Origin of the sequence: Mycobacterium kansasii ATCC 12478, from assembly GCF_000157895.3 — a bacterium.
Taxonomy (GTDB): domain Bacteria; phylum Actinomycetota; class Actinomycetes; order Mycobacteriales; family Mycobacteriaceae; genus Mycobacterium; species Mycobacterium kansasii.
In genome coordinates this window covers 72,151-98,255 of the sequence record NC_022663.1, presented here as the reverse complement: position 1 = coordinate 98,255, position 26,105 = coordinate 72,151, and the positions used below count along the sequence as shown (strand labels likewise).

General features: G+C 65.8%; 19 protein-coding genes, 1 pseudogene and 2 riboswitches. Of the genes and pseudogenes, 5 read left to right on the top strand and 15 right to left on the bottom strand.

Going from position 1 to position 26,105, the window contains the following annotated elements; genetic code table 11:
• Positions 1 to 236: 236 nt before the first annotated feature.
• Positions 237 to 2,429: a malate synthase G gene (locus tag MKAN_RS00395; protein ID WP_023364072.1), complete on the top strand. Its 2,193-nt coding sequence runs from the start codon at positions 237 to 239 to the stop codon at positions 2,427 to 2,429.
• A gap of 83 nt (positions 2,430 to 2,512) precedes the next feature.
• The gene (locus MKAN_RS00390; protein ID WP_023364070.1) at positions 2,513 to 4,639 is read left to right on the top strand and encodes a substrate-binding domain-containing protein; all 2,127 of its coding nucleotides are present in this window, start codon (positions 2,513 to 2,515) and stop codon (positions 4,637 to 4,639) included.
• On the opposite strand, the gene MKAN_RS00385 is transcribed toward MKAN_RS00390, so the two are convergent.
• Positions 4,631 to 5,503, bottom strand: a complete 873-nt coding sequence (locus MKAN_RS00385; protein ID WP_023364068.1) for an alpha/beta fold hydrolase — start codon at positions 5,501 to 5,503, stop codon at positions 4,631 to 4,633. The genes MKAN_RS00390 and MKAN_RS00385 overlap by 9 nt on opposite strands.
• 38 nt (positions 5,504 to 5,541) lie before the next feature.
• Between MKAN_RS00385 and MKAN_RS00380 the strand changes: the two genes are divergently transcribed.
• Positions 5,542 to 6,414 carry a haloalkane dehalogenase gene (locus MKAN_RS00380; protein ID WP_023364066.1) on the top strand — a complete coding sequence of 291 codons (873 nt, stop codon included), beginning with the start codon at positions 5,542 to 5,544 and terminating at the stop codon, positions 6,412 to 6,414.
• A 25-nt stretch (positions 6,415 to 6,439) separates the two neighbouring features.
• Here MKAN_RS00380 and gcvP read toward each other — a convergent pair whose 3' ends face one another.
• The 12 genes from gcvP to MKAN_RS00315 all read right to left on the bottom strand — a co-directional run bounded on the left by gcvP (position 6,440) and on the right by MKAN_RS00315 (position 20,230).
• Complete coding sequence (gene gcvP / locus MKAN_RS00375) at positions 6,440 to 9,265, bottom strand: aminomethyl-transferring glycine dehydrogenase (protein WP_023364064.1); 2,826 nt, start codon at positions 9,263 to 9,265, stop codon at positions 6,440 to 6,442.
• Between the two features lie 31 nt (positions 9,266 to 9,296).
• Positions 9,297 to 9,420, bottom strand: a riboswitch (glycine riboswitch).
• A riboswitch (glycine riboswitch) is annotated at positions 9,421 to 9,518 on the bottom strand. It abuts the riboswitch before it with no gap.
• Positions 9,519 to 9,580: 62 nt separating this feature from the next.
• Positions 9,581 to 10,207 (bottom strand): MerR family transcriptional regulator, encoded by a 627-nt coding sequence (locus MKAN_RS00370; protein ID WP_036394097.1) that lies wholly within the window; start codon positions 10,205 to 10,207, stop codon positions 9,581 to 9,583.
• A 374-nt stretch (positions 10,208 to 10,581) separates the two neighbouring features.
• Positions 10,582 to 11,076: a bifunctional nuclease family protein gene (locus MKAN_RS00360; RefSeq protein ID WP_023364058.1), complete on the bottom strand. Its 495-nt coding sequence runs from the start codon at positions 11,074 to 11,076 to the stop codon at positions 10,582 to 10,584.
• A gap of 106 nt (positions 11,077 to 11,182) precedes the next feature.
• Positions 11,183 to 11,926 carry a transcriptional regulator FtsR gene (gene ftsR / locus MKAN_RS00355; protein ID WP_023364056.1) on the bottom strand — a complete coding sequence of 248 codons (744 nt, stop codon included), beginning with the start codon at positions 11,924 to 11,926 and terminating at the stop codon, positions 11,183 to 11,185.
• A complete protein-coding gene (garA, locus tag MKAN_RS00350; RefSeq protein WP_371686053.1) occupies positions 11,923 to 12,402 on the bottom strand; it encodes a glycogen accumulation regulator GarA in 480 nt (159 codons plus the stop codon). The genes ftsR and garA overlap by 4 nt, the downstream gene beginning before the upstream one ends.
• 364 nt (positions 12,403 to 12,766) lie before the next feature.
• The gene (gene gcvH, locus MKAN_RS00345; protein ID WP_023364050.1) at positions 12,767 to 13,165 is read right to left on the bottom strand and encodes a glycine cleavage system protein GcvH; all 399 of its coding nucleotides are present in this window, start codon (positions 13,163 to 13,165) and stop codon (positions 12,767 to 12,769) included.
• Positions 13,166 to 13,188: 23 nt separating this feature from the next.
• The gene (locus tag MKAN_RS00340) at positions 13,189 to 14,070 is read right to left on the bottom strand and encodes a DUF881 domain-containing protein (protein WP_023364048.1); all 882 of its coding nucleotides are present in this window, start codon (positions 14,068 to 14,070) and stop codon (positions 13,189 to 13,191) included.
• A 16-nt stretch (positions 14,071 to 14,086) separates the two neighbouring features.
• Positions 14,087 to 14,419, bottom strand: a complete 333-nt coding sequence (locus MKAN_RS00335) for a small basic family protein (protein ID WP_023364046.1) — start codon at positions 14,417 to 14,419, stop codon at positions 14,087 to 14,089.
• A 61-nt stretch (positions 14,420 to 14,480) separates the two neighbouring features.
• On the bottom strand, positions 14,481 to 15,404 hold the full coding sequence (locus MKAN_RS00330; protein WP_023364044.1) for a DUF881 domain-containing protein: 924 nt from the start codon (positions 15,402 to 15,404) through the stop codon (positions 14,481 to 14,483).
• A complete protein-coding gene (locus tag MKAN_RS00325; protein ID WP_023364042.1) occupies positions 15,391 to 16,026 on the bottom strand; it encodes a CDP-alcohol phosphatidyltransferase family protein in 636 nt (211 codons plus the stop codon). Before MKAN_RS00325 ends, MKAN_RS00330 begins: the two co-directional genes overlap by 14 nt.
• A gap of 135 nt (positions 16,027 to 16,161) precedes the next feature.
• Positions 16,162 to 18,498 carry an accessory Sec system translocase SecA2 gene (gene secA2 / locus MKAN_RS00320; protein ID WP_023364040.1) on the bottom strand — a complete coding sequence of 779 codons (2,337 nt, stop codon included), beginning with the start codon at positions 18,496 to 18,498 and terminating at the stop codon, positions 16,162 to 16,164.
• 88 nt (positions 18,499 to 18,586) lie between these two features.
• Positions 18,587 to 20,230 carry an acetolactate synthase gene (locus tag MKAN_RS00315; protein WP_023364038.1) on the bottom strand — a complete coding sequence of 548 codons (1,644 nt, stop codon included), beginning with the start codon at positions 20,228 to 20,230 and terminating at the stop codon, positions 18,587 to 18,589.
• Between the two features lie 103 nt (positions 20,231 to 20,333).
• Here MKAN_RS00315 and MKAN_RS00310 point away from each other — a divergent pair, with 103 nt between their 5' ends.
• A complete protein-coding gene (locus tag MKAN_RS00310) occupies positions 20,334 to 22,253 on the top strand; it encodes a vitamin B12 ABC transporter pemease/ATP-binding protein BacA (RefSeq protein ID WP_023364036.1) in 1,920 nt (639 codons plus the stop codon).
• 600 nt (positions 22,254 to 22,853) lie between these two features.
• Positions 22,854 to 23,903: pseudogene (locus tag MKAN_RS00305) on the top strand (PE family protein); the annotation flags it as partial.
• A 149-nt stretch (positions 23,904 to 24,052) separates the two neighbouring features.
• On the opposite strand, the gene MKAN_RS00300 reads toward MKAN_RS00305, so the two are convergent.
• Together MKAN_RS00300 and MKAN_RS00295 are read right to left on the bottom strand one after the other, a co-directional pair.
• On the bottom strand, positions 24,053 to 25,525 hold the full coding sequence (locus MKAN_RS00300) for an FAD-binding protein (RefSeq protein WP_036394099.1): 1,473 nt from the start codon (positions 25,523 to 25,525) through the stop codon (positions 24,053 to 24,055).
• Complete coding sequence (locus MKAN_RS00295) at positions 25,522 to 26,022, bottom strand: VOC family protein (protein ID WP_036394223.1); 501 nt, start codon at positions 26,020 to 26,022, stop codon at positions 25,522 to 25,524. Before MKAN_RS00295 ends, MKAN_RS00300 begins: the two co-directional genes overlap by 4 nt.
• Positions 26,023 to 26,105 lie beyond the last annotated feature (83 nt).

Sequence of the window (26,105 nt, the reverse complement as noted above, 5' to 3'; positions counted from 1 at the left end):
GCCGAGGTGCCCGTCGTGTCCAGGCAGCGCGAAAATGCGTTGCCAGAGCCCAGCCGGCCGGGCCGGCCGCCTACCGGAGGCGGGGCTTTGGGCGCGCCGTGACCTGCCCTTGTGGTTGGCCGGATAGGCTCGTCAGGCTACCGATCGGTAGGCTGAGGGCCGTAGCCAGTGACAAGCCAGTGGGGCCCGAGTACAGGCAAGTACCGCCGAGTACCGGCCAATTTTGGAGGAGAACCATGACAGACCGCGTGCCGGCGGGGAACCTGCGCGTCGCTCGAGTGCTCTACGACTTCGTGAACAACGAGGCCCTGCCCGGCACCGACCTTGACCCCGACAGCTTCTGGGCCGGCGTGGACAAAGTGGTCACCGACCTGACCCCGCAGAACCAGGAATTGCTCAAGATCAGAGACGAGCTGCAGGCCCAGATCGACAAGTGGCATCGGCATCGGGTGATCGAACCCCTGGACCCCGAGGCCTACCGGCAGTTCCTCACCGACATCGGATATCTGCTGCCCGAACCCGAAGATTTCGCCATCACCACCTCAGGCGTCGACGACGAGATCACCACGACGGCCGGCCCGCAACTGGTGGTGCCCGTACTCAACGCGCGCTTTGCGCTGAATGCGGCCAATGCCCGCTGGGGCTCGCTGTACGACGCGCTGTACGGCACCGACGTTATTCCGGAAAGCGACGGGGCCGAAAAGGGCACCAGCTACAACAAGGTTCGCGGCGACAAGGTGATCGCCTACGCGCGCAAGTTTCTCGACGACAGCGTGCCGCTGGCCGCGGGCTCGTACGCCGATGCCACGGGCTTCACGGTGCAAGACGGCCAATTGGTGGTTTCCCTGGCGGACTCGTCGTCGGGGCTGGCCGATCCCCGCCAGCTCGCCGGGTATACCGGCGCGGCCGAGGCCCCGAATTCGGTGCTGCTGGTCAACCACGGCCTGCACATCGAGATCCTGATCGACCCGGAATCGCCGATCGGCGCCACCGACCGTGCCGGTGTCAAGGACGTGGTCCTGGAATCGGCGGTGACCACGATCATGGACTTCGAGGATTCGGTGGCCGCCGTCGACGCCGACGACAAAGTGCTCGGGTACCGCAACTGGCTCGGCCTGAACAAGGGTGACCTGGCCGAAGAGGTCACCAAGGACGGCAAGACCTTCACCCGGGTTCTGAACCAGGACCGCACCTACACCACACCCGACGGCGGCGAGCTGACCCTGCCCGGCCGCAGCCTGCTGTTCGTGCGCAATGTCGGGCACCTGATGACCAATGACGCGATCGTCGTCAGCGACGGCAGTGGTGACGAGAAAGAGGTGTTCGAGGGCATCATGGATGCCCTGCTCACCGGGCTGATCGCGATCCATGGGCTCAGGGCTGGCGAGGCCAACGGCCCCTTGACCAATAGCCGAACCGGCTCCATCTACATCGTCAAGCCCAAGATGCACGGGCCGGCCGAGGTGGCCTTCACCTGCGAGCTGTTCAGCCGGGTGGAAGACGTGCTGGGGTTGCCGCAGGGCACCATGAAGGTCGGCATCATGGACGAAGAACGCCGGACCACCGTGAACCTCAAGGCGTGTATCAAGGCCGCAGCCGACCGAGTCGTCTTCATCAACACCGGGTTCCTGGACCGCACCGGCGACGAGATTCACACGTCGATGGAAGCCGGTCCGATGATCCGCAAAGGTGCGATGAAGAACACCACCTGGATCAAGGCTTACGAGGACGCCAACGTCGACATCGGGCTCGCCGCCGGCTTCACCGGCAAGGCTCAGATCGGCAAGGGCATGTGGGCGATGACCGAGCTGATGGCCGACATGGTCGAGCAGAAGATCGCCCAGCCCAAGGCCGGCGCCACCACCGCGTGGGTGCCCTCCCCGACGGCGGCCACCCTGCACGCGATGCACTACCACCAAGTGGATGTGTTCGCGGTACAGAAAGAACTGCAGGGCAAGACCCGGACCACGATCGATCAGCTGCTGACGATTCCGCTGGCCAAGGAGCTGGCCTGGGCGCCCGAGGAGATCCGGGAGGAACTCGACAACAACTGCCAGTCCATCCTCGGCTACGTGGTGCGCTGGATCGACCAGGGCGTGGGCTGTTCGAAGGTGCCCGACATCCACAACGTGGCGCTCATGGAGGACCGCGCTACCCTGCGGATCTCGAGTCAGCTACTGGCCAACTGGCTGCGACACGGCGTGATCACCAGCGAAGACGTGCGGGCCAGCCTAGAGCGGATGGCGCCATTGGTGGACAAGCAGAACGCCGGTGACCCCGCGTACCACCCGATGTCGCCGGATTTCGATGACAGCATCGCGTTCTTGGCCGCTCAGGACCTGATCCTGTCCGGGGCGCAGCAGCCCAACGGTTACACCGAGCCGATCCTGCATCGCCGTCGTCGGGAACTCAAGGCGCAGCGCGGGTGACCATCAGGACCCATTGGAAACAGTCGCTGGCTCATTCCTGGTCAACACTGGGCAATCTTCGACGGAGAGGACGCTGACGCCAAATGGGTAGGCACAGTTTGCCCGACCCTGAGGATTCCGCTGACGAACCGCCTGACGAATACGCCGCGGAGCAGCAAGACTGGGCCGACCAGATAGCCGATCAGCCCGGTGGCGGCAGGCATTCAGAGGTCGGGTATCCCGGGTCGGCCGAGCCGTCGGCCGTCGAACCTCCGAGCGGCCGTGGCTACGCCGATCGGGCCTATTGGAGTGAAGGCGATCTTTCCGACGGGGCTCATTACGCCGGCGCGGGTGACCATGCCGCCGATTATTCGGCCGACGGCGCAGATGAATACCCCGATTTCGGGTCGGGCCCGGCAGGTGAGGAGCCGCCGAGCCCCGAATCGGCGGCGGCTCCACCACCGCCATTCCGCACCGCTGGCCATCGAGGTCTGGGCAACTGGCAGGGCGGCCACCGCAGCGCAGACGGATGGCGCGGAGTCAGCATCGGCGTGATCGTGGCCCTCGTCGCGGTCGTGGTGGTGGTAGCCGGGGTGATTGTGTGGCGCTTCTTCGGTGAGGCGCTGTACCACCGTTCCCGTACTGCCGCAGCGCGCTGCGTGGGCGGCAAGGACACCGTCGCCGTCATCGCCGACCCGACGATCGCCGAGCGGGTCAATGAATTCGCCGACAGCTACAACGCGTCGGCCGGCCCGGTCGGGGACAAGTGCGTGACGGTGGCCGTCAAGGCCGCCGATTCCGACGCCGTCATCGCGGGTTTCATCGGTAAATGGCCATCCGAACTGGGTGGCCAGCCGGGGCTGTGGATCCCCGGCAGCTCCGTCTCTGCAGCGCGCCTGTCCGCGGCCACCGGTAAGCAGACCATCAGCGACAGCCGTTCACTGGCGACCTCACCAGTTCTGCTCGCTATCCGCCCCGAGCTACAGCAGCCGCTGTCAAACCAGAACTGGGCAGCGCTACCGCAGCTGCAGGCCAACCCGAACTCGATGGCCGCGTTGAACCTGCCGTCCTGGGGTTCGCTGCGTCTGGCAATGCCCGTCGCCGGTAACGGGGATGCCGCATTCTTGGCCGGCGAGGCGATCGCGGTCGCATCGGCGCCGCCCGGAGCACCGCCGACCGCCGGAAGCGGCGCAGTGCGCACGTTGATGGCCGCCCAGCCCAAGCTGGCCGACGAGTCCTTGACCGAGGCGATGAACACGCTCGTCAAATCCGGCGACGCCGCGGCGGCACCGGTGCACGCAGTGGTCACCACCGAGCAGCAGTTGTTCCAGCGTGCTCAGTCACTGTCGGACGCAAAGAAGGTTTTGAGCTCCTGGCTGCCGCCCGGGCCGGTGGCGATCGCCGACTACCCGGCGGTACTGCTCAACGGCTCGTGGCTGTCGCAGGAGCAGACCACGGCGGCCAGCGCCTTCGCCCGCTACCTGCAAAAGCCCGACCAGCTGGCGAAGCTGGCCAAAGCCGGCTTCCGGGTCAACGGCGTCAAGTCGCCGAGCAGCCCGGTCACGAGTTTCGCGGCGCTGCCCGCCCCGCTGTCGATCGGTGACGACGGAATGCGGGCCACCCTGGCCGACACCATGGCCACACCGTCGATCGGCGTAGCCGCGACCATCATGCTCGACCAGTCGATGCCCACCGACGATGGCGGCAAGACGCGTCTGGCCAACGTTGTCGCGGCGCTTCAAAGCCGACTGAAGACGTTACCGCCCAGCGCGGTGATCGGCTTGTGGACATTCGACGGCCACGAGGGTCGCAGCGAGGTGCCGACGGGACCGCTGGCCGACCCCGTCAACGGCCAGCCCCGCTCAGCAGCACTGATCGCCGCGCTGGACAAGCAGTACTCGTCGGGCGGCGGCGCGGTGTCGTTCACCACGCTGCGCATGATCTACCAGGAGGTGCAGGCCAACTTCCGTGCCGGTCAAGCCAATTCGATCCTGGTGATCACCGGGGGGCCGCACACCGACCAAACCCTCGACGGGCCGGGACTGCAGGACTTCATCCGGACCAGCGCCGACCCGGCCAAACCCATCGCGGTCAACATCATCGATTTCGGCGCCGACCCGGACCGGTCAACCTGGGAAGCCGTCGCGCAGCTCAGCGGTGGCAGTTACCAGAACCTGGCGACGTCGGCCGGACCCGACCTCGCGACCGCACTCAGCATCTTTCTAAGCTGAGTCCACCAGCAATGACAGCGCCGCCCCGGCATACGCCCGGGGATCCTCCAGCTGCGGATAGTGGCCCAAGCCGGGCAGTTCGACGACGGCGGCATGCGGGCGCAAGTCCCGTAATCCGTTGAGCACGTTGGTCGTTGCCACCGGATCGGCAAGTCCCCAGACAAACCCCAGCGGCTTTGGCCAGTCGCGTACGGCGCCGTGCCAGCGCTCCGCATAGCGCACCCGCTCTTCGAGATAGCTGATCAGCAGATGAGGTATCCGATGACCGTCATGGTAGGACAGCAGCTCCCATTGGGCCTCGGCTTCCTCATCCGAAAGCGGGTGCCCGGCGGAAAACAGCGTGCCAAAGCTGCGCCGGAAGCCGCCGCGGGTGACCAATCGGGCCGCGACGGGCCCCAGCGGGCCGCGCAATACCCTCTGAATCGGCCGCAGACTGGCCCGTTTCAGAATCACGCTGCCGTTGCTCAGCACCGCGCGGCGCAGATCGAACGGCAGGCGTCCGTCCAGGTCGCGGGCGAGCAGTTCGGTGGTCACCGACGTGCCCATGTCGTGCGCCAGCACCACCACCGGGCCGGTGGTGGTTCGGGCAATCACTGCCTGCACCAGATCGGCCTGCTCCAGCAGGCTGTAGCGGTGCGGGCGAGGCTTGTCGGACAAACCGAAACCGAGGAAATCCATCGTGACCCACGCCTGACCGGCCAGGTGCGGAATGACCTCCCGAAAGTCGAATGAACTGGACGGATAGCCGTGCAACAGCAACAGGGTCGGCGCGGCGCCCGGCCCTGATCGGACGAACACTTTGCCCGCGGCGGTGTGCAGCCAGCGACCGCCGTCACGCCAGGCTCGAACACTCGGTGATGTCACCCCTCCGACATACCATCGTGGGTGACCAAAGGAGCGTAATGAGCCCGCATTTCAACCCGGTTTTCACCCCCGATCCCCAGCTGTATCCGTTCCAGTCGCGCTGGTTCGACAGCTCACACGGACGTATGCACTACGTCGACGAGGGAGACGGGCCACCGATCCTGCTGTGCCACGGCAACCCGACCTGGAGCTTTCTGTACCGCAACGTTATCGTGGCCCTGCGGGACCGGTTCCGTTGTATCGCACCGGATTATCTCGGCTTCGGCCTGTCGGAGCGCCCCGCGGCGTTCGGCTACCGGATCGGTGACCACGCGCGGGTTGTCGGTGAATTCGTCGACCACCTCGGTCTCGACGGTTACCTCACAATGGGTCAGGACTGGGGTGGTCCGATCGGTATGGCGGTATCGGTCGAGCGAGCGGACCGGGTACGTGGCGTCGTGTTGGGCAACACCTGGTTCTGGCCGGCGGACACCCTGACGATGAAGATGTTCAGCAGGGTGATGTCCAGTCCGCCGCTGCAGTACGCGATCGTGCAGCGCAATTTCTTTGTGGAGCGGTTGATTCCGGCCGGGACCGAGCACCGCCCCGGCCCTGCGGTGATGGAGCACTACCGGGCCGTGCAGGCCAGCCCCGCGGACCGGCCGGCGGTGGCGAGGATGCCCAAGGAAATCCTGGCCGCCCACCCGTTACTGGCGAGGCTGGCCCGCGACGTGCCGGTCAAACTCGGCGCCAAGCCCGCGCTATTCGTTTGGGGTATGAAAGATTTCGCATTCCGGCCCGGCCCATGCCTGCCGCGGATGCGCGCCACATTCCCCGATCATGTCCTCGTCGAGTTGCCCAACGCCAAGCACTTCATTCAAGAAGACGCGCCGCAGGAGATCGCCGCCGCGATCATCGAGCGCTTCGGCTGAGACCTCGGGCTCAGCTCGAGCTAGGCTAGGCGAAGGCCTCGACCGGAGGACACGAACACACCAGGTTGCGGTCGCCATAGGCACCGTCGATCCGGCGCACCGGCGGCCAGACCTTGGGCCGGAACCCGGCGCCCAGCGGATAGGCAGCTTCTTCCCGGGTGTACGGGTGGTCCCAGTCGGCCACCAGCAGGCACTCGGCGGTATGCGGCGCGCCCCGCAACGGATTGTCGTCCACCGGCCACTGGCCGGCCCCGACTCGATCGATCTCGGCGCGGATGCTGATCATGGCCTCGCAGAAGGCGTCGACCTCGGCCAGAGTCTCACTCTCGGTCGGTTCCACCATCAGCGTTCCGGCCACCGGGAAGCTCATTGTCGGCGCGTGGAAACCATAGTCCGCCAATCGCTTTGCGACATCGTCGACCGTGACCCCGGTTGCCTTGGTGATGCCGCGAAGGTCCAGGATGCACTCGTGGGCGACCATGCCGTTCTCGCCGGTATAGAGCACCGGGAAATACTCGTCGAGGCGCCGAGCGATGTAGTTGGCCGACGCGATCGCGTTCAACGATGCCGTCCGCAGGCCGTCCGCGCCCATCATCCGGATGTACGCCCAGGTGATCGGCAGGATCGACGCCGAGCCGAAGGGTGCCGACGACACCGGGCGTCCAGGTGGCAATTCAGGCGCGAACGGGTGGCCCGGTAGGAACGGGGCCAGATGCGAGCGCACCGCGACAGGTCCCACTCCCGGGCCGCCGCCGCCGTGCGGAATGCAGAACGTCTTGTGCAGGTTCAGATGGCTGACGTCGCCGCCGAACTTGCCCGGCCGGGCCAGGCCGACCAGCGCGTTGAGATTCGCCCCGTCGACATACACCTGGCCGCCGGCGTCGTGCACCGCCGCACAGATGTCGGCGATGTCGTGTTCGTAGACGCCGTGCGTGGACGGGTAGGTGATCATCAGGGCCGACAGCCGGTCCGCATGGGTGCTCACCTTGGCGCGCAGATCGTCGAGGTCGACGTCACCGTTGTCATGACAGCCCACAACTACGACCTTCATTCCGGCCAGGGCGGCCGAGGCGGCGTTGGTCCCGTGCGCGCTGGACGGGATCAGGCAGATGTCGCGGTGCGACTCGCCGCGGCTGGCGTGGTAGTCGTGGATCGCCAGCAGACCGGCGTACTCCCCCTGCGAACCCGCGTTGGGCTGCAGGGAGACCGCGTCGTAGCCGGTGATCGCGACCAGCCAGCTCTCCAGGTCCGCGATGAGCCGGCGCAACCCGGGCGTGTCCGACGCCGGCGCGAAGGGATGCTGGCGCCCGAACTCCGGCCAGGTGATCGACTCCATCTCCGCGGCCGCATTGAGCTTCATCGTGCACGAGCCGAGCGGAATCATGCTGCGGTCCAAGGCGATATCCTTGTCCGCCAGCGTGCGCAGGTAGCGCATCATCGCGGTTTCGGTGTGGTATTGCGTGAACGCCGAGTGGGTCAGGAATTCCGAGGTGCGGTTGGCGATCCCCGCGCATACCGGCTCGGCTGGCTCCACCCCAAAGGCCTGCAGCACCGTGGTCACATGCTCGTCGGTGGTGGTTTCGTCGCAGGCCACCGACACGTGGTCGGGGTCGACCCGCCACACGTTGATGCCGTTGGCCTTGGCCGCAGCCAGCACCTGGTCGGCGCGCCCGGGCACTCGCGCCAGCACGGTGTCGAAAAACCGGTCGTGCACCAGCGCATCGCCGAGGGCAGCGGCGATGGTTTCGGCATGGGCATGCACCCGCCGCGCGATGGCGGTCAGCCCCGCGGCGCCGTGGTAGCTGGCGTACATCGCGGCCATCACCGCCAGCAGCACCTGCGCGGTGCAGATATTGCTGGTCGCCTTGTCTCGCCGGATGTGCTGCTCGCGGGTTTGCAGCGCCAGCCGATAGGCCGGATTACCGTCACCGTCGACGGACACCCCCACCAGGCGTCCGGGCAACTGCCGGGCATGCTTGGCGTGCACGGACAGATATCCCGCATGCGGACCGCCGAATCCCATTGGCACCCCGAAACGTTGGGTGGTTCCGAACGCTACGTCGGCGCCGATCTCACCGGGCGGGGTGATCAGCGTCAGCGCCAACAGGTCGGCGCCGAGGGCCACCAGCGCGCCACGGTCGTGGGCCTGCTGCACCAGCGCGGTCCAGTCGGTGATCCGGCCGCTGGCCCCGGGCAGCTGGGCGATAACGCCGAACAACTCCCCTTCTGGAAGACCATTGCGCAGATCGGCGGTGACGATCTCGATGCCCAACGGCTTGGCGCGGGTGGCCAATACCGTGGCGGTTTGAGTGAACACATCGACGTCGACGGCCAGCCGGTTCGAGCGGCTGCGGGTGGCCCGGTGCATCAGCGTCATGGCTTCGGCGGCGGCGGTACCCTCGTCGAGCATCGACGCGTTGGCGATCTCGAGGCCGGTGAGGTCGGTGATCATCGTCTGGAAATTGAGGAGCGCTTCCAGGCGCCCCTGACTGATCTCGGGTTGGTAGGGCGTGTAAGCCGTATACCAGGCCGGGTTCTCCATGATGTTGCGCAGCAGCACGGGCGGGGTGAACGTGTCGTAGTAGCCCTGCCCGATCATCGATACCGCGACGGTGTTGGCGTCGGCCAGTGCCCGCAGCTCGGCCAGCGCCTCGGCCTCGCTTGCGGCCGGCGGCAGCCGGTCCAGGCCCGGGGCGGTGCCCGCATCGGTGAGGGCATCGAGGATGCCGGCGGGAACCGCTTTGGATGCCAAGTCGTCGAGCGTGTCGACACCGATGACCGCCAGCATCGTCCTGACGGCCTCGTCGTCCAGTCCGATGTGGCGGTCTGCGAATGTTGAATGGTCGGACACGGTGAACTCCTGACGGGCAAAGGACTAAAGGTCCTCTCCCTCTGTCCTCACCCGTGCACCAGGCGCCTGAGAGATTCGGCGCCATGGCTGCGGGCGCCTTTCCCCATCGGCGGGTGAGGACCCCCGTGGGTCGTCACCGCTTTCCAGAGGCATCGTTGTCCGGCGCGGTCCGGGTGCCTGAGAGGTTGACGGAGAGGTGTTGCTCCTTCGGCGTCCGTAGCTGGCGGCCACGAAACTCTCCCGCGCGAGAGCGATGCGGAAACCAGTTTACTCGGCTCGCCGATCGCTGCCGCGACAGCGCATGCCCGGTCCGTGCTAGCCGATCTTGCGATCGCGTTGCTTGCGGCGCGAAGCCAGCTCGTCTTCCGGAGCGGCAATGGATTCACCGCCGTCGGCGCGCTCACCGTGAAATTCGGCGATGACGCCGGTCAGCTCCCGCATCGCGCCCGAGACGGCGATACCGAACACACCCTGGCCGCCCTGGAGAAGGTCGACAACTTCCTCGGCGGAGGTGCATTCATACACCGTCGTGCCGTCGGAGAACAAGGTGATGTTGGCGAGGTCCTGGACACCACGCTGGCGCAGGTGGTCGACCGCAACCCGGATGTTGTGCAGCGAGATGCCGGTATCGAGCAACCGCTTGACGATCTTGAGAACCAGAATGTCCTTGAACGAGTAGAGCCGCTGGCTTCCCGATCCTGCCGCACTGCGGATCGAGGGGACAACCAGCGACGTGCGTGCCCAATAATCGAGTTGGCGGTAGGTGATGCCGGCGATTTGACAGGCACTCGGTCCGCGGTAGCCGACCAGCTCATCAGGCACCGAATCGTCGGGAAACAGCCCGGGCTGAACGGGTTCGGTCGCGCCGCCATGAGCACCATGGGCCGCGGTAGTCGCGTGGTCTGCAAGATCGAGCTGTTCTTGACGTGGCCGTTCGCTCACGGTGCTTCCTCTCGCCGATCGCGCTCTTGTCACTAGCTGCGTCATTGGCTGCTTCGGCAACCATGTTTGCTCAGGTCCGAGTGCTTGTGAGCATACGCTGTTGGACTGTTTCGGTGCGCCAGTTGATCATCAAGTCGTCATCAAAGTATCGCTGTTGTCTGACCCGCAGGGCGCCATCCGCCAGGCGTGTCGAGTCCGCGTCGTGTGAGATGAGACGCATCCGTGATGTAGCCGGCTCAGCCGCGAGGTGGTCGCTGCTGTGCATGCCGCCGGGTCAGGTCGCATTGCCCGACTGTCTTCGCCGCGGGTGTGGGTGTCGCCTGCCCGCCGGCGAGTGGCCGGCCACGCCCACAGTTGCGCGCGTTGTCGACAAGCTAGGTGGCCTTGAAATCGTCGGGTGACACGCTGTCGAGGAATTCTTTGAACTTCTCAACCTCGTCCTCGCGGACCGCACTACTGGCTTCTTCGTCGCTCTCGTCGGGGATCAGCAAACCGGCCTGGGCCAGCACGGGCTCCTCGACGTAGATCGGAACTCCGACGCGCAGCGCGATCGCCACCGAGTCGGAGGGACGAGCCGACACCTTGATATCGCGATCGAAGATCAGATCGGCGTAAAACGTGCCTTCGTGCAGGTCGACGATACGCACCTCCTTGAGCGAATGCCCAAGTGCAGCAATGACATCCCGGATCAGGTCATGCGTCAGCGGTCGGGGAGGCTCGACGCCTTGCTGTTCGAGCGCAATGGCGGCCGCCTCCGACTGGCCGATCCAGATCGGCAAATAGCGGTCACCGTCGGCCTCGCGCAGTAACAGCACCGGCTGGTTTTGCGGTTGTTCGACGCGAATGCCGACAACGCGAACTTCACCCATCTGTGTCTGCCCTCCGCTATGGCGCCGTTTCCGTTCAGCGTGGCGACGCGGTGGGTACGCTCCTTGCCGCGTCGTCCAATACACGCTGTCGAGGAAAGTCTAATCCTCAGCGATGCAGAACGTCGCGTACCGCGGACTTGATCAATGAGGTGTGCAAAGTAATCGCAAGCGCGGCGACCTCTCGGGCTAAGTCGTCGGCGCGGTCACGGGCTCCGGCCTTGTCCGCCTTGACCAACGGGCCGGCGATCTGGGCGATCAGGTCGGACTGACGATCGGCCGCGGAGCGAAATGCCCGCAAGTGCCTCGGCTCCACGCCGTAGTCGGCGAGTGCGCGCGCACATTGCAGGATGACGATCGCGTGTTCGTCGAAGAAGCCGCCCGGGCCGGTTTTGATCACTCCGGCTTTCAATACAGCGCTCAGCAGGTCGTCGTCGACTCCGGAGCGGTGCTGGAGGTCTTCCCGGCTGAGTCGAATGCGGGTCGGCGACACCGCCGCCGCGTCGGACCCCGTGCCGGCGGTGCCGTCGTCGCTTACCGGGATCAATCGCGGTACGCCATAAGGGGATCCGAAGGGTGGCAGCTCACCGTCGGGCTGAGCGTCCAACTGCGCCCTGATCACCTTGAGCGGCAGGTAATGATCCCGCTGGGCGGTGAGGATGAACCGCAGCCGCGCACAGTCGTACGCGGTGAACCTCCGGTAACCCGATGCAGCGCGCTGCGGCGTCACCAGCCCCTCGGCCTCCAGAAACCGAATCTTGGAGATCGTGATATCGGGAAAGTCCGGTCGCAGCAGCTCCAGGACCGCGCCGATCGACATCCCGGCCAGGGCGGAGTTATCCGGTGCGCTCACCGGCTTCCGGCGCCCCCGTCGTCGTCACCTTGCTTGGGTCCGGTCAGGAAAACCAAGCGGAATTTGCCGATCTGAACCTCGTCGCCGTTTGCCAGCACGGCCGAGTCCACCGGCTCACGGTTGACGTATGTGCCGTTGAGGCTTCCAACATCGACGACGCTGAACTCGTTGCCTTCCAAGCGGAATTCGGCGTGGCGACGACTCACCGTGACATCGTCGAGAAAGATGTCGCTGTCGGGATGCCGGCCGGCAGATGTGATGGGCTGATCGAGCAGAAAGCGCGACCCTGCATTGGGTCCCCGTTTGACGACCAGCAACGCCGAGCCAGCCGGAAGGCCTTCCACCCCGGATACCGCGCTCTCGGTTCCCGCCTGTGCGGGTGCGTCCAGTTCGCTGAGGAAGTCGGCGCGGAAGACTGAGGTGGTCTCCACGGTGACTTCGTCAGATGTCTGGTCCTGCCCTCGTTCTGCGTCCATGTCCGTCACCCGCTGCTCCTCACTGGCCGCTGTGGCGTTGTTCGACCGGGCCGATCGGCCGGTGCCTCCCTCGGATTTACCGACTGTATTACCTTTACTGCTTCTGGTACTGCTTCTGGTACTGCTTCTGGTACTGCTTCACGTGGCTGCCAACGGCGTCTGACGCTGATGTCTCGACCGTACCCCGCATGTGTCGGCCTCGGCGCGGCGACGTGCTCACCACTGCAGGATCGTAAGCCCCACACCGACCCTTCTCCTAGGCCTTCACGGAGGCCTTCACGGAGGCCTTCACGGAGGCCTTCACGGAGGGCCAGAGCATGGTCCGCATCGTGGACGCACCCGCCGGCACGGACCTTAGCAACCGTCATTCGGTTATGGTTCCGCGGTAGGCCTCGGCGTCGAGCAAGGCCGCCAAGGCTGCTTCCGCGGCGGCGGAGCTTTCGACCTGAAGGTCCAGCAGCCAGCCGTCGCCGTACGGGTCCGAGTTCACCAATTGCGGTGTGCCTTCCAGATCGCTGTTGACCGCAGCGACCTTGCCGGATACCGGCGCGTACAGGTCCGACACCGATTTCGTCGATTCCACCTCGCCGAAGGATTCCCCCGCGGTCACCTCATCGCCCACGGCCGGCAATTGAACGAAGACGACGTCGCCCAGCGCAGACTGTGCGAAATCGGTGATCCCGACTCGGACGGTGTCGTCCGCGGTGCGGCGAACCCACTCGTGTTCGGCGGTGTAGTGCAGATCGGGTGGGATATCGCTCACGGTAATCCTGTTCTGGTCGGGGCTTATTTGACGGGCTGAGCGTATTGGTGCGGTTTCGGTTGTCGCAAGGCGGTCACATCCACCCGGTCTGCCTGTTGCACCGACATCCGTCCGCCGACGCGTTTGATGCTGTCCACCGCACCACCGGGAATGTTCATCGCCGCGGCCAGCGTCGGTGGATCGCCAATCGCCAGAACCGAATAGGGTGGATACAGCGCTTTGGTGTCGATGGTCAGCGCGCCCGGGGAACCGACCACCCAGGTGTCGACTCCGACCCGCACCGACTCGTGTGCGTCGCTGATCTGGATCGCCTCCGCTCCGGCAGCGCGCAACTCGTTGATCACGTCGAGCATTGTGTCCGGGGCTACTCCGGGACCGGGATCTTCGATGCGCACCGTGACGCCGGGTCCGGTGGCGCCCACCGCGCCCACCAGTATCGACAGCGCCGCCAGTCTGGCCTGCGCGCTTTCGATAGCGGCCTGGTCGTTGTTGCCGGAGGCCTGCAATGCGTTGAGGGTGTTCTGCAGGTCGGCCACCTCGGTGTTGAGGCTGGCCTCACGCTGCCGCAACGAATCGAGCAGCACCAACAGATCCGCGGGGCGAGCCGTGTCCAGCGAATCGCCGGATTCGGTCTGGCGGACCTGGGTGACGATGGCGACCCCGAGCACGAGGCACAGCAAGATTGCCAACGCCCCGAATAGCATTCGGGAACGGCTACCCCGCAACATCGCGGACAGTCCCGTCCGGGGCACCGGCCCGATCTCAGGGCGAGGACGGTCGGCGGGCAGTTCGTGACGGCCGCGCCGCGCCGCTTCGTGAGTGTTGCGCTCGGCTTCGGAGTGGCCGTGCCGGGTTGGTGCACAGCGGCTTTCGTCGCGGGCGCTGTCCGGAGGGCCCTGGCTCACGCTGACCTCATCTCCCTCAGGCTCCGAACAGCCGCCGCCGCAGCGCGGCGGTATTGCCGAAGATGCGGATTCCCAGTACCACGATTATCGCCGTGGACAATTGCGTGCCAACGCCCAATTGATCACCCACGTAGACGATCAACGCGGCCACCAGGACGTTGAAAACGAACGACACCACGAAGACCTTCGGATCGAAGATCCGCTCGAGGTAGGCGCGCAACCCGCCGAACACGGCGTCAAGCGCGGCGACCACTGCGATCGGCAGGTACGGCTGGATCACCTCGGGCACGCTGGGGTGGAAAACCAATCCCAGCACGATGCCAAGGGCAAGGGCCGCGATACCGATCATGCCCGCCGCAGTCCCGTCCTCGTCGCGCCCGGGGCAACAACTTTCACTAAAGTTTTTCTCACTAGGACCCAATCTGTTTGGCGAACTTGACGTCCCGGATAGCGCCGGCCGGCAGCGCCAGACCGTCGGAGGCGTTGACGCTGACGCCGACGCCATAGGAGACCTCCAGCAGCCGAAGGCGGTGCAGACCGGGACTGCGGTCGAAGACATCTTGCATTGCATGCGGTGGTCCAACCGCGAGGATGGAGTAGGGGCTGCTGGTGGGATTGTTGTCAACGAGGATCGCTCCCCCGGCCTGGCGAATGGTCACATTCGGCCCGATCCGGGCGCCGTCGACCGAGATTGCCTCCGCGCCACTGGCCCACAAGGAGTTGACCACCAGCTGCAGGTCGCGGTCCAGGATGATTTGCTGGCTGCCGCTCACCCGCTGTTTGGAGGCATCGGAGAGATTCGGCCCCACTCCCGGATCGGTCACGGTCACCGTCAACCCCGGACCGATAACCGGCGTGCTGGCCGCTGCCAGGCTGAGGGCATCCAGACGGGTGAGTAGTCGCTGCCCCTCGGCGTCGTCGGCCAGCGCTAGCCGTTGCACGTCGTCGACCTTCGCCGAGAGCACGCTGCGCTGCTGGGCCAACCTGGAAGCGGCGGCCTGGGTTGACCGCACATTTGCCACGAGCAGCTCCTGGGCCGCGCGCACCCCGGGTGCAACGGAGCGGGCCTGCGCCACCGCGGCTGCGAATACCGCTGCGACCAGAGTCGCGGCCAAAGCCTGCCACAGCCAGCCGAAAGCGCGGGCACGACCATCAGTGGGCGCGGTGGAGCCGTCCCGTTTGGCGGCTGACGCAGCGTAGCCGGGGTCGAGATGTTCGGACAGCAGCGCGCGAAGCAGCGACGGTACCGGGTTGTGCTTGGGCCGCGTCGCCGCATGCGCGCTGTAGCCGGCGTTCGGGTCATAACCGCCGAGCACCCGGTCAACCTCGGCCATGGCCGCCCGCTTTTCGCGCAACTGGTTGATATGCCCGGTGCTTGAGCTTGGGCATCCCCCGAACCACCATCGTCATCTGCACGACGTACAGCACAAACGCCCACAGGTATGCATACATACCCCAGATCAGAAACGCCCAGCCGCAGGCGCCGAGGACGCGACTCCATAACGCGTCCCACTGCCCCAAGAGCAGGATCGGAAAGCCGGCCATCAGGGCGAAAGTCGCCGCTTTGCCAATGTAGGTGACCGGCAGGGCCGACAGACCGCGGCTCCACAGCAGCGGCAGCGTCGCAGCCAGCGCGGCGTCACGCGCCAGCAGCGTGAGCACAAACCACCACGGCACTGTCCCGCTCAGCGCCAACACTATGGGTACGGTCACCATGTACAGCCGGTCGACTGCCGGGTCCAGCAGCACGCCCAGCCGCGACGACTGGTTGAGCAGTCGGGCGATCTTGCCGTCTGCCCAATCGGACGCCCCGCTGAACACCAAGATCGCCACCGCCCAGCCATGGATGTGCGCAATCAACATGACGTAGACGAACACCGGAATCAGCGCTAGGCGGATGGCGCTCAGCACGTTAGGTACCGTCAGCACCCGAGTGTGGGTGAGTACCGGCTCCATGAGCCGTGACCTTAGCCCGGCGACCATCCGGTCCGCACGGCGGACCGGTGGCATAGTCGCGAGCGTAACGCTGTGGCGATTTCCGGCACCGCTTTTCGCACTGGCGTTACATTCGGCGGCTCACGCCCGACAGGCTCAGCGGAACACGCCGGGAAGGCTCAGCGTGGACAACGTGTCGTCGGACAGTGGGTTGTCGTTGACCATGTAGGTCCACGTCGATGTCGGCCGCGCCAGCTTGGACAGATCCAGCCCGGGCTCTTCTTCGAGAACATTGGCCGTTTCGAAGGTCTGCTGTGCGGCCTCGATCGCATCTGCGGCCAGTGACGCGAACGCATCCACCGCCAAGCGGTGGAACTCGTCGAGCGGGTTCTGTCGACCCAGCGCTCGCAGGTGGATGCTCTCCCGGATGTCGGCCAGATAAGCCAGGTGATCGGCCCAGCCGCGGTCCAGGTGGTAGAGCATGATCAGCCGGCAGATCTTCTCGAGGCGCTCGTCGGAGCCGTTCTCGGACATCGTCTGAGCCAGCTCCTGGTACCGCTCGGGCGCCAGTTCGGCCAATTCCTCACGCGCGGTCGCGGTGCGCAGCAAGGTGTTTCGTCGTTCGACGATGATGGCGCGTTGTTGGGCGATCAACTGGTTGTAGCGCCAGGTGTTCGCATGCACATCCAGCAACCGGCCCTCGGCGACGCGCTGGGCATGGTCGAGCAAACTACCGGTCTTCGGACTGACGATTCGGCCGTCCTCGTCGGTGTCCATCGGCAATTTGTTGGTGTCGAGGTTGGCCGCGACGACGTCGTCTTCCCAGCTCGAGAAGAACACCGACGACCCTGGGTCGCCCTGGCGTCCGGCCCGCCCGCGCAACTGGTTGTCCAACCGCTGGGTGTGATGGCGGCCGGTGCCGACAACATGCAGGCCACCCAGTTCGGCGACCCGGTCATGGTCGGCTTCGTCGGAGCCGCCCAGCCGAATGTCGGTGCCGCGTCCGGCCATCTGCGTCGACACGGTGACCGCACCGAATTTGCCGGCCTCGGCGATCACCTGTGCCTCCTCCGCGTCGTTTTTCGCGTTGAGCACTACCGCGGGAACGCCGCGCCGCAGCAGCCTTTCGTGCAGCTCCTCCGACTCGGCAACGTCATGCGTGCCGACCAGCACCGGCTGCCCGGTGTCGTGAACTTCGGCGATGTGCGCGACGATCGCGTCGTTCTTGGCCGCCGCGGTGATGTAAACCCGATCGGCCTCGTCTTCTCGGATGTTCGGGGTGTTGGGTGGTATCGGCGACACACCGAGCTTGTAGAACTGGCGCAGCTGTTCACCGGCGGCCAGCGCGGTACCGGTCATACCGCACACCGTGGCGTAGCGGTTGATCAGCGCCTGGACCGTGATGGTGTCGAGCACCTCGCCGGTTTCGGTGGTCTCGATGCCCTCCTTGGCTTCGACGGCGGCCTGCAGCCCGTCCGGCCAGCGCTGCAGTTGTGCGATGCGCCCGCGCGAGGAATTGATCAGATGTACCGCGCCATCCCGGACGATGTAGTGCACATCGCGCTGCAACAGGACATGCGCGTGCAGGGCGACGTTGACCTCGGTCAGCGTGGTGCCCACATGTTCCTCGGAGTACAAGTCGATGCCGCCGAGCGCCTTCTCGACTTTGCGAGCGCCGGTGTCGGTCAGGTGCACGTTGCGGCTGTCGGAGTCGGTCTCATAGTCGGTGCCGGGGACCAACTCGGCAATCATGCGGATGATTTCCAGCCGCGGCGTCTCCCGGTGGGTGGTGCCGGCCAGGACCAAGGGCACCAGCGCCTCGTCGACGAGCACGGAGTCGGCCTCGTCGATAAGGGCCACATCCGGATTGGGCGATACCAGGTCTTCCACGTCGGTGACCAGCTGATCGCGCAGCACATCGAAACCGATCTCGTTGACCGAGGCATAGGTGACATCACAGCCGTATGCCGCCTTGCGGTCCTCGCTGGTCGACTCGGCGGTGATCCATCCGACCGTCAGGCCCAACGCCTCCAGCAGCGGGCCCATCCACTCCGCGTCGCGGCGGGCCAAGTAGTCGTTGATGGTCACGACGTGGACATGCCGTCCGGCCAGTGCATAGCCGGCGGCCGCGATCGCGCCGGCAAGCGTCTTGCCCTCACCGGTCGCCATTTCGATCACGTCACCGGCGAGCATGCGCAGTGCACCCAGTAACTGAACGTCGAATGGGCGTAGACCGGTCGCCCGCTCGGCTGCTTCCCGGGCGATGGCCAGAAACTGGGGGACGTCGGCGGAGTCCGCGAGATCGTCGAGGTTGAGCAGCCCGGCCGCGCGGCGCAGCTTTTCGTCGGTGAGGTCGGCGGCTTCTTCGTCGTACTCCCCCGAAGCAGTCACCTGGGTCAGGGACCGGTTTCGATTCTTTTCCGTACTGGCGCCGAGAAGTCGCCAAAATCGGCTGCTCAGGCGGCCTGGTTCAGCGCGTGTGGTCTTGGGCACACGTCAACGGTACGTGACACGTCGACTGGCGCGGGCGGACGTGGTTACCAGCGACGCGCGCCGCCTCGGCAGACCGGATCTTTGCGCATCAGGCCAAGTTCGACCGCCGCGGGTACGCGACAGTTGGGTCGGTCAGCACGTTGACGACCGACGGCAGACCACTGGCGAAGGCCCGCTGCAGCGCCGGGCGCAGCTCGGCGGGCGTCGACACCAGCTCACCATGCGCACCCAGGGCACGCGCCACCTCGTCGTAGCGGGTTCCCGGGCGTAGCTCGGCCACCACCGAGTAGCCGTACAACGCCTCCATCGGGTGCTTCTCCAAACCCCAGATACCGTTATTGCCGACTATCGACACGACCGGCACATTGTGCCGAACCAGGGTGTCCCACTCCATGCCGCTGAACCCGAACGCGCCGTCACCTTGCAGCAACACCACTTGACGATCCGGTCGGGCCAGTTTTGCGGCCAAGGCGTAACCGGGCCCAGAACCCAGACAGCCGAAGGGACCGCTGTCCAGCCAGCAACCCGGTTGATAGCTGTCGATCACCCGCCCGGCGTAGGACCCGAAGTCACCGGCGTCGATCACCACGATGGCATTGCGGTCCAATAGCGGGGCCAACTCGGCGTATACCCGCATCGGATGCAGCGGGATCCGTTCCTCGGCAAGCTCGACTTTTTCCGCGTCACGCTCCGCCGTCTCGGCGGTCCGAAGCTCGTCGATCCAGTCCCGATGGTCGGCGCCGCCGGGTCCGGTCAGCGCCGATAAGATCGCGCTCAGATCCCCGTAGAGGCCGGCCGCAACGGCGCGCGGATGACCGCGCTCCGGTTCGGCGCGGTCGGCGACGACGAGCTGGGTCTGCGACCCGAAAACTCCGCCGAATCCCAGACGGAAATCCATGGGCACACCGACGATCAGGGCAACATCGGCCTGCCCCAACGCTTTCGACCGTGCCCGGGAAAAAGCCAGCGGGTGGTCGGCGGGCACAGCGCCCCGGGCCATCCCATTCATCAGCACCGGAATCCGGCGTTCCTCGGCAAGCCGCAATAGCGCAGCCTCCGCATGGCCCCACCAGACGTTGGTGCCCGCCATGATGACCGGACGTCGGGCCGCCGAGAGCAGGCCGGCGGCCCGGTCCAAGACGTCACCGTCGGGGCGTGCGGCCGTGGGTAAGCCCGTCAGTGCGCCGGGACGACCGTCATCGTCGGACATGGAGAACACGTAGTCCATCGGAAAATCGACGAAAGCCACCCCCGACGGGGCTCCAACCGCAGCCTGCAGTGCGTCGTCGACCAGCCGGCCCGCATCGTCTGCTGACTGTGCGGTGGCGGCAAAGCGGGCCAGCGGCGCGACAAAAGGTACATGGTCGATCTCCTGCAAAGAGCCCATCCCCCATCGCAATGCCGGCGCCCGACCGCCGAGCACCACGAGCGGCGACTGGTTCTGTTGGGCAGCAGCCATCGCGCTCATCCCGTTGGTGACGCCCGGACCCGCGGTAAGTGCGGCCACCCCGGGCACCCTCGTCACCTTGGACCAGCCCTCGGCGGCGAAGGCGGCACTTTGCTCATGACGGGTGTCGATCAGCCGGATGCCTTCCTCGCGGCAGCCGTCGTAGACCGAAAACAGGTGTCCGCCCGACAGTGTGAAAACCGTGTCGACACCGCTGGCTTTGAGCCGTCGCGCTATCAGCCGGCCCGCATGCATCGTCTGGGCCGCGGCGGCGCCGGCGCTCATATCCGTCATATTTCGAAAGCCTATCTGCATCCTTCCGGTACCTTCGCCGAAGGATTTCTGTTCAGCAGCCGCCTGAACACCTCGACCGTGAGGAGCATCGACCTTGGGCCCGAAGCCGTTTACTCCCTCGATCGACTGGTCGGGGGCATTTGTGGATTCGCTGTACTGGATCGGCAAAGCCTGGGCGATCAGCGCCGTCTGTGTCCTGGCCGTGCTGGTTCTGCTCAGGTTCCTGACGCCCTGGGGGCGACAGTACTGGCGGATCACCCGTGAGTACTTCGTCGGACCCAGGAGCATTTGGGTGTGGCTGATGCTGGGTGTGCTGTTGCTGTCGGTGGTACTGGCCGTCCGCCTGAATGTGCTGTTCAGCTACCAGGGCAATGACATGTACACCGCCTTGCAGAAGGCTTTCCAAGGTGCCGCCGCCGGCGATGAGGTGGTGAAACGCTCAGGCGTGCAAGGGTTTTGGATGTCAATCGGGGTTTTCAGCATCATGGCCGTGATACACGTGGTCCGGGTGATGGCCGACATCTATCTGACGCAGCGCTTCATCATCGCCTGGCGGGTGTGGCTGACCGACCACCTCACCAAGGACTGGCTCGACGGCAGAGCGTACTACCGGGATCTGTTCATCGACGAGACGATCGACAACCCCGACCAGCGCATCCAGCAAGACATCGACATCTTCACCGCCGGAGTGGGTGGCACGCCCAACGCGCCGTCCAACGGGACCGGTAGCACGCTGCTTTTCGGGGCCGTGCAATCGATTATCTCGGTGATTTCCTTCACCGCGATCCTGTGGAACCTCTCCGGAACCCTGAACATATGGGGTGTCTCCTTCCCCCGGGCAATGTTCTGGACCGTTCTTGGTTATGTGCTCGTTGCCACGGTCATCTCCTTCGTCATCGGGCGTCCACTGATCTGGCTCAGTTTCCGAAACGAAAAGCTCAATGCCGCTTTCCGGTACGCGCTGGTGCGCTTGCGAGACGCCGCCGAAGCCGTGGGCTTCTACCGCGGTGAGCGAGTCGAGGGCGCGCAATTGCAGCAGCGGTTCAGGCCGGTGATCGACAACTACCGCCGATACGTTCGCCGCAGCATCGCTTTCAACGGATGGAACCTGTCGGTGAGTCAGACGATTGTTCCGTTGCCGTGGGTGATCCAGGCACCTCGATTGTTCGCCGGGCAAATTGAATTCGGCGACGTGAGTCAGACGGCCATCGCGTTCGGCAATATTCACGACTCGTTGTCGTTCTTCCGCAACAACTACGACGCGTTCGCCTCGTTCCGCGCGGCGATCATCCGGTTGTACGGCCTGGTTGACGCCAACGAGAAGGGTCGCGCGCTGCCTGCGGTGCTGACCCGGCCAAGTGACGACGAGTCCGTTGAGCTCAACGAGATCGAAGTTCGCACCCCCGCCGGAGACCGGCTGATCGACCCGCTCGACGTGCGTCTGGACCGCGGCGATTCGCTGGTGATCACCGGCCGTTCCGGGTCCGGCAAGACCTCTTTGCTGCGCAGCCTGGCCGAACTATGGCCGTACGCCTCGGGGACACTGCGCCGTCCGGACGGTGACAACGAAACGATGTTCTTGTCCCAGTTGCCGTATGTGCCGCTGGGCACTCTGCGGGACGTGGTGTGCTACCCGAATCCCCCATTCGTCATCCCCGACGACATCGTGCGCGACACCCTCACCAAGGTGGCCCTCGCGCCGCTATGCGACCGGCTCGAAGAGGAACGCGACTGGGCCAAGGTGCTGTCCCCCGGCGAGCAGCAGCGCGTTGCCTTCGCCCGCATCCTGCTCACCAAACCCAAAGCCGTATTCCTCGACGAGAGCACGTCGGCGCTCGACGCGGGACTGGAATTCGCGCTCTATGAACTGCTGCGCCGCGAGCTGCCGGATTGCATCATCGTCAGCGTCAGCCACCGCCCCGCGCTTGAACGGCTCCACGACCAACAGCTTGAATTACTGGGCGGCGGGCCATGGCGGCTGAGCCCGGTGACGAAGGAGCCGGTGCGGGTCTAGGCCCGTCCAGGCTCCGCTAGATTCGGTTACCACCCACATGGCGACTGGACCGCTTGGGTGCTGCTTGTCGCCCAGCCGGATTCCCTGCCGGCTCGACTAGATGCGTCGTTCCGGCTCGAGTTAACGGCGCCAGACATCTTCGGTTCCGGGTGGCAGCGCTAATGCGCCGTGCCCATGCTGCAACTGCGGTGCACCGACCGCCCATCCCGATAGTCAGGTCTGACTATCCCGGGCGGCAGGAAAATGCCTCGTTTCGGTCATGACGTGCGGCCCGCCGGCCCCGTAGTGTCGCGGCAAATCACGAGTAATCGGCGGGTGGCCATGACACTTGCCGCCGCGACCGTTGCAGAGGCACCCAGTGTGCCGGGAGGAAGTTACCTCGATGAGCCCGGATGTAATGCTGCCAAGGCGAGGGTGGTCACCATCGGTGGGCACGGCCTTAGCGGACCCGTTTTCGGAATCGGGATGCCGTCGGCATCCAACGGGTGCGGAAGAATCGCGTCAGCGGGACGCCATGGCAGCACGACAGCGGCCACGCGGTATCGACTTCGCAGGCTCACGGTTCGCTTGGTGCAGTCATTGCGGGCTTAGAGGCGTCACATGTCGTATGTGATCGCATCCTCGCCGATTGTGGCGGCAGTGGCCTCCGATCTGACGAGCCTTGGCTCGACGATCAGCGCGGCGAACGCGGCTGCGGCGACCGCGACAACCCGGATGGCGGCCGCCGCTGCCGATGAAGTATCCACAGCGATTGCCATGTTGTTTTCCCGGCACGCCCAGGCATATCAGCAACTGAGCGCCCAGGCGGCAGTGTTCCACGATCAGTTCGTGCAGAACCTTAACGTTGCGGCGGGCTCCTATACGGCCGCCGAAGCCGCCAACGTCACCCCACTTCAGATGCTGCTGGACATGGTGAATGCGCCCACGCTCGCATTGGTGGGTCGACCCCTGATCGGCAACGGGGCCAACGGCGCTCCCGGAAACGGGGCAAACGGAGCGGACGGCGGAATCTTGATCGGCAACGGCGGTGCCGGTGGCTCCGGTGCCATCGGTGGCGGCAACGGCGGAGCAGGTGGAGCTGGCGGGCTGTTCTTCGGTCACGGCGGTGCCGGCGGGGCCGGCGGTAATACGAGCGCTGGCAACGGCGGTGCCGGCGGTGCCGGCGGTAGCGGCGGGCTGTTCTTCGGCGCCGGCGGTGCAGGCGGGATCGGCGGTAAGGGCGGTGCTGCCAGCAGCGGCGGGGCCGGCGGCACTGGTGGCGCGGGCGGATTCTTTGGCGGCATCGGTGGTGATGGCGGTGCCGGCGGAATAGGCGGGAGCGCCCGCGGCGGGGCCGGCGGGGCCGGCGGGGCCGGCGGGCTGCTGTTCGGCTTCGGCGGGGCTGGCGGGACCGGCGGATTCGCGACCGGCTCGGGCGGAACCGGCGGTGCCGGCGGCGATGGTGGGCTGCTGTTCGGCGCCGGCGGGGCCGGAGGCGCCGGCGGGGACGGTATCGGAGTCACCGGCACCGGTGGCGACGGCGGCGCCGGTGGCCGTGCCTTTCTGCTGGGCGATGGCGGTGCCGGCGGCAACGCGGGGCTTGGGGCAACCAACGGCCGTGTCGGCACCGGCGGAATCGGTGGCCTGTTAGGTCTGAACGGTTTAGACGGGTTGCTGTAATCGGCCGCGCGCGCTCCGGCGCCCACACTCAACGCGCCTGCACGCCCCCGGCCCGCCGCGCCGCGTGCGCTCCGGCGCCCACACTCAACGCGCCTGTACGCCCCCAGCCCGCCGCGCCGCGTGCGCTCCGGCGCCCACACTCAACGCGCCTGCACGCCCCCAGCCCGCCGCGCCGCGTGCGCTCCGGCGCGGCGGCCGAAAAACGAGCCCTCGCCCAGCTGCGTGCCACTGGCATAGCCCTTGCCATCCTGGGCGATGTTGGATGCACACGCTCCGGCCGCATACAGCCCGGGTATCACCGAGCCGTCGTCGCGCAGCACCTCGCCGTCCACCGACGTGGCCAGACCACCGAGGGTAAAGCCGGCATACATCGCCTTACCCAGTGACATGTCGAACGCTCCCCACGGCCCTTTGTCTTGTGGCGCAAGGAATTCCGGCTGCTTGTGAAAGTCGGGATCTTCGCCGCGCGCGGCATAGGTGTTGTAGCGGTCCAGGGTCGCCGTCAGGTTGCCTGGCGGAATGCCCAGCGCAGCTTCCATCTCGGCAACCGTTTCCCAGCCGTCGATCAATGGGACCAGCGGCATCGTGGGACGTTCCAGGTGCGCCTCGTCGACGATCAGATACGCCGCGCTGCCCGGCTGGTCCATGATGAAACCCGCAGTCCGCGAGTGGTAGGAATCCTCGGCGACGAACCGCTGCCCGAGCTTGTTGACGATCACTCCGGTGAGCAGGATGGACGGCGGGTACGGCGGAGCCGTGATGAAAATCTGATCCATGTGCTCGGTGGCACCGCCGGCCGAAATGCCCATCCGGATGCCCAGGCCGTCGTCATAGGTGTTGCCCAGCACGAACGGTTTCTCGGCCAGTTTCGGGGTGTACTTGGCCACCATGTCCGGATTCATCACGAATCCCCCGGCGGCGATGATCACCGATTTGGCTTTGATCGCCCCCGTTTCGGAGAATCGCTTCCACATCACTCCGGTCACTGCCCCCAAGCCGTCCACGATGAGCTCCGTGGCCCCGGTCTCGTAACGGATTTGCACGCCTAAACTCGCCGCTCGCTTGAGTAGCAGATCGATCACCATGCTGGCGCCGCCGGTGTCGCCGGGCACGGGCACCTTGTGGCCACGCGGCGCCGGCACCGCCTTCTCGAAGAAGGGCCAGACCTTCTCGTTGCCGGTGAACATCAGCCCTTCGGTGTTGGGCTGGATCACCGCCTTGCCTGGAAAGTAGCTGCGCTCGAACTGAAAGCCCAGGTCTTCAAGCCAGTTGAAATGCTCCACACTGCCGTCGCAGTAAGCCCGGATCTTGGCGTGATCTGGCTGCCGCGACACCGCAACCAGGTACTTGTACATCTCGTCCGGCGAATCCGGATGACCGGTCGCCTGCTGGACCGCGGTCCCGCCGCCCAGGTAGAAATGCCCTCCGGCAAGCGACGTGGTGCCGCCCGCCGCGGCGGCCCGCTCGAGCACCAGCACCCGCGCGCCCGCCGCAGCGGCCGTCACCGCCGCACAGCCGCCGGCGATGCCGAAGCCGATCACCACCACATCGACGTCGTCCGACCATGACGCCACCGAGTCCGCACTGACAATCGCCGGTAGGTCGGTGCTCACCGTTGCTCCCCTTTGATGTAGTCGTAGAACGCCCTGATCTCCGGCGAGAAATACGCGATCTCCACAAACGGCACCCCTGCCTGCGGTGCCGCCACGTAGGCAAACTGAATCCCGCCGGGCATCACGCCGCGCTGGACCACAGAGGCGCCGTTCGCGGCCGCCTCAACCAGTGCAGCCTCGAGCCGTTCCGGGCTCTCGACCTCCATGCAGATGTGGTGGAGACCGGGACCAGAGTCACGTAGAAAGTCACTATAGATATTCTCCCCGCGGGCCGGGGAGATGAGTTCTAACTGCATGTCACCCAAGTAGCTCAGTGAGATGCTCGCGACGAAGTCGGCGGGTTTGCCGTAGTAGCTGCAAGTATCGGGAGCAAAGTGCACGCCGGCTATCCGCACCCACTTCCGGACACCCAATAGGCCGGTGAGCGCTGTTTCCGTGGCATCCAGGTCCGTGGTCACCCATGCGATCTGCGTCGGTGACGAAACGGCGAAGTTCATCGTCTCGCAGAATAGCTCAGCCTGGTGGCACCAGAAAGGGCCCGCGGGCACTTTGCCGTCATCGCCGGCAGCCGGCCTGAATG

Excerpts from the sequence above, each read along its gene's own strand:
- MKAN_RS00395 (WP_023364072.1), top strand. The coding sequence starts at position 237 with ATGACAGACCGCGTGCCGGCGGGGAACCTGCGCGTCGCTCGAGTGCTC.
- MKAN_RS00390 (WP_023364070.1), top strand. The coding sequence starts at position 2,513 with ATGGGTAGGCACAGTTTGCCCGACCCTGAGGATTCCGCTGACGAACCG.
- MKAN_RS00380 (WP_023364066.1), top strand. The coding sequence starts at position 5,542 with ATGAGCCCGCATTTCAACCCGGTTTTCACCCCCGATCCCCAGCTGTAT.
- MKAN_RS00360 (WP_023364058.1), bottom strand. The coding sequence starts at position 11,076 with ATGGGTGAAGTTCGCGTTGTCGGCATTCGCGTCGAACAACCGCAAAAC.
- garA (WP_371686053.1), bottom strand. The coding sequence starts at position 12,402 with ATGGACGCAGAACGAGGGCAGGACCAGACATCTGACGAAGTCACCGTG.
- MKAN_RS00335 (WP_023364046.1), bottom strand. The coding sequence starts at position 14,419 with ATGATCGGTATCGCGGCCCTTGCCCTTGGCATCGTGCTGGGATTGGTT.
- MKAN_RS00330 (WP_023364044.1), bottom strand. The coding sequence starts at position 15,404 with ATGGCCGAGGTTGACCGGGTGCTCGGCGGTTATGACCCGAACGCCGGC.
- MKAN_RS00325 (WP_023364042.1), bottom strand. The coding sequence starts at position 16,026 with ATGGAGCCGGTACTCACCCACACTCGGGTGCTGACGGTACCTAACGTG.
- MKAN_RS00315 (WP_023364038.1), bottom strand. The coding sequence starts at position 20,230 with ATGAGCGCCGGCGCCGCCGCGGCCCAGACGATGCATGCGGGCCGGCTG.
- MKAN_RS00295 (WP_036394223.1), bottom strand. The coding sequence starts at position 26,022 with ATGAACTTCGCCGTTTCGTCACCGACGCAGATCGCATGGGTGACCACG.